This window comes from Aquifex sp., from assembly GCF_056494385.1.
On sequence record NZ_JBSLZM010000069.1, the window covers coordinates 1 to 2,304 of the forward strand.

A 2,304-nucleotide genomic window follows, 5' to 3' on the forward strand; every position below is an offset into this window, starting at 1 on the left:
CTACATCTCCGCTTATTATAGCTGTTTCGTGTATGCCCATTTTCTTACTCCTTAAGCCCATATTTTACATTTCGGGGGAAGGTATATAAAATGGATACTTCGTTATCTCTTTTAAAACCTTAAAGAATTTATCTTTATCCTTTACGGAGTTAAGGAGTGCCTTTAAGCTCATTTCGTAAACGAGATTCGGAGATGCGTAAAGAACCGAGGGGACACCTTCTTCAAACTCCACAGTTCCCCTAAGGTTAGCCGTAAAGTTCTCCATTTCTTCATCGTCAAGAAGTATGAATATCCTATTTATCAACGTTAAAACGATTTCGTTATCCACAAGATACTCCTTAGTATATTCTGCTTCTGTTAATCTCTTTACGGTATCTTTGAGTTCATAGGGTTTCCCATACCACGGGAATACCTTTGTATCCTCCGAAAATTCTTCAAACATATAAAGGTTTTTCTTTATGAACTCTTCACAAGGAAAGTACATTTCGTGAAAGATTTTTCTCAGTTCCTCTTCATCTTCGTTAAAGTTCCCCAGGAACCTTCCCGTGAATAACATATTTTTTTCTTCAAGGTAGTAAGCTACAGATGGGGATCTGGGGGATGGAGTTATCGGGATTAACCTTATGCTGTATCCTGTGGGAATCTTTATAACTGATGTGGGTATATCTTCAACAGCTCTGAATTTCACATTTCTTAATCCTAAACTTTCAAGGTAAAATTTAAGTTTTTCCCTACCTACGATGGTTATATCGGGGTTTGAGGCATACACCCTCCTTAAAATTTCCACACATTCCACTTCAAAATCCAAAAGAAGAATTAGTTTTAGGTCCTTGAAACCTATTCCCCTCTCTTTAAGACCTTTAACAAGCTTTCTTAAAGCTTTTGAAGGACATAAATTCACAAGAACATAAAAGCCTTTTAAGTCCAGTAAGTAAACGTTCTTTCTGAAAACACCTTTAAACTCTTCTTCCCAGAAGATAAATATGAAGTCTTCTACAACCTCTCCTTTTTCTTCTGTCTTTTCTACGGTTTCCTCTTCCTCAAGGAGATACTCAACAACTGTGCTTAAACTCTCTTCGTTTCCCTCTACCTCTCCGTAGTACTCTTCAACAGTATGGGTTCCCGAGAGAATATCTCTTAGCTTTTCCTTTTTACAACAAAGTATTAGAGGAAAGGTTTTAAAACAACACTCCCCTTTTTCGGAAGAGATAACCAAGTTTAATCCTTTCTCCTCAAGAAATGACTTGAGGATTGTATTTGTGAATCCTAATTCTCTAAAGTCCTCAACGCTTAACTTATTGAGAGCTCCGAGTTTTTCAAGGAGTTCCAACGGGTTGAAGGGAATCCTGAGTATGTTGAGTTCGTTAAAGCCGGCTTTAAGGAGTTCCTTTTCCTCCCTTTCTTCCTTAACTATGAAAACGGGGATTAGAATTCTTTCCTTTAAAAGGTCTATCCAGACATTTACATGGGAAAAGGGAAGTATGATTAGATCTATATCCTCCGCTATTACGTTTTTAACGTTCTCTTCCTTATTTATCATAAAAAGCTCGTGTCCGGTTACGTCAAATATGTCCGAAAGAAGAAGCTCTATATCTTCTTCCGGATCAAACAGTGCTACCTTCAGTCCCATCACTCAATTTCCTTTTTCTTTGATGCAACTTCGAGTAGTTTTAGCTGCTCCCTTAATATGTTAATAGATTGAACGACCATAAAGAAAGCGTGTTCAACGTTTATGAGTGCGCTTTGGAAAGAAGGGCTCCTGTCTTCAAGAATTCTTAGTTCTCTGAACTTTCTGTAATACTCGTCTATCTCCGTTCCGCACTCAATCAGCTTTATTAAAACTTCCTTTGAAAGCTTCTTAGCATCTTCTCTCGTATCCATAAATAAGAAGTTTACAGAAAACTACGCCAGAAAGCCCCCCATCTGTGATGGGGGGATGAATGGCGTCCAAAGGTCTTGAATTTTTTGAAAGTCATTATAAAATTAATTCAGAAGGGGAATAACCGCAGGGAGAAAAACTCCCCGCGACCCGTAAAGATTTTATAGTTAAATTAAAAGGGCTGGCAGACCCCTTAATGTCTGCCCTACCCGTAGACCGCGGGGAAGTGAAGCCCGTGGAGTGGGCTCTGCCCACGATGAAGCGGGAAGCCCCTCATCAAAGATGAGGGGAGGAGGTCACCCCTTTTTCCTTCTCTTTCTGGATGAAGGTATACCCAACACCTCCCTGTATTTCGTCACAGTTCTTCGTGCAACATTTATTCCCCTGCTTTGTAAAATTTTAGCTATCTCTTCATCGCTCAGCGG

The 2,304-nt window shown here is 39.4% G+C and carries 3 protein-coding genes; all 3 read right to left on the reverse strand.

Annotated features, from left to right (window positions below; genetic code table 11):
* Positions 1-64 precede the first annotated feature (64 nt).
* The 3 genes from ACWB1W_RS05395 to ACWB1W_RS05405 all read right to left on the reverse strand — a co-directional run bounded on the left by ACWB1W_RS05395 (position 65) and on the right by ACWB1W_RS05405 (position 2,301).
* A complete protein-coding gene (locus ACWB1W_RS05395; protein WP_479370364.1) occupies positions 65-1,630 on the reverse strand; it encodes an MBL fold metallo-hydrolase in 1,566 nt (521 codons plus the stop codon).
* Positions 1,630-1,881 carry a hypothetical protein gene (locus ACWB1W_RS05400; protein WP_479370365.1) on the reverse strand — a complete coding sequence of 84 codons (252 nt, stop codon included), beginning with the start codon at positions 1,879-1,881 and terminating at the stop codon, positions 1,630-1,632. The genes ACWB1W_RS05395 and ACWB1W_RS05400 overlap by 1 nt, the downstream gene beginning before the upstream one ends.
* A 294-nt stretch (positions 1,882-2,175) precedes the next feature.
* Positions 2,176-2,301, reverse strand: coding sequence for an RNA polymerase factor sigma-54 (locus ACWB1W_RS05405; protein WP_479370366.1), 126 nt, complete (start codon positions 2,299-2,301; stop codon positions 2,176-2,178).
* Positions 2,302-2,304 lie beyond the last annotated feature (3 nt).

What these genes read in the sequence shown, in the direction of transcription:
- ACWB1W_RS05395 (WP_479370364.1), bottom strand. Translation starts at nt 1,630, where the DNA reads ATGGGACTGAAGGTAGCACTGTTTGATCCGGAAGAAGATATAGAGCTT.
- ACWB1W_RS05400 (WP_479370365.1), bottom strand. Translation starts at nt 1,881, where the DNA reads ATGGATACGAGAGAAGATGCTAAGAAGCTTTCAAAGGAAGTTTTAATA.